Annotated in this window: 1 pseudogene; it reads right to left on the bottom strand. The window is 68.9% G+C overall.

The window, feature by feature from the left end:
- Nucleotides 1-543: pseudogene (locus tag APM_RS15930) on the bottom strand (transporter); the annotation flags it as partial.

The following is a 543-nucleotide window of genomic DNA, read 5'->3' as shown; positions in this document are numbered from 1 at the left end:
TGTAGGTGCTGGTTCCGGCGAGGGTTGTCGTGCCGCCGGCAAGTTGAAGCCCGCCGCTGCCTGCGATGGTGCCGGCGAAGGTGCCGCTGCCGTTGCTGATGATCAGGTTGTTGGCGCCGAGCGCGACGGTGCCGGCGCCGGAGCCGGTCAGGGCGGCAATGGTTTCATTGCCCGATGCGCCGGAGATATCGAACCTGCCGTCATCGATGAGGCTGGAAGAGCTGGCGATGGAGCTGGCGCCGGCCAGGGCCAGCGTGCCCGCCGTGATGCTGGTATTGCCGGCATAGGTGCTGGTTCCGGCGAGGGTGGTCGTGCCGCCGGCAAGTTGAAGCCCGCCGGCGCCTGCGATGGTGCCGGCGAAGGTGCCGCTCCCGTTGCTGATGATCAGGTTGTTGGCGCCGAGGGCGACGGCGCCGGCGCCGGAGCCGGTCAGGGCGGCAATGGTCTCATTGCCCGATGCGCCCGAGATATCGAACCTGCCGTTATCGATGAGGCTGGAAGAGCTGGCGATGGAGCTGGCGCCGGCCAGGGCCAGCGTGCCCG

Origin of the sequence: Acidiphilium sp. PM, from assembly GCF_000219295.1 — a bacterium.
GTDB classification, from domain to species: Bacteria; Pseudomonadota; Alphaproteobacteria; order Acetobacterales; family Acetobacteraceae; genus Acidiphilium; species Acidiphilium multivorum.
The sequence above is the reverse complement of the archived record's forward strand: the minus strand, read 5'-3'. Positions and strand labels throughout refer to the sequence as shown.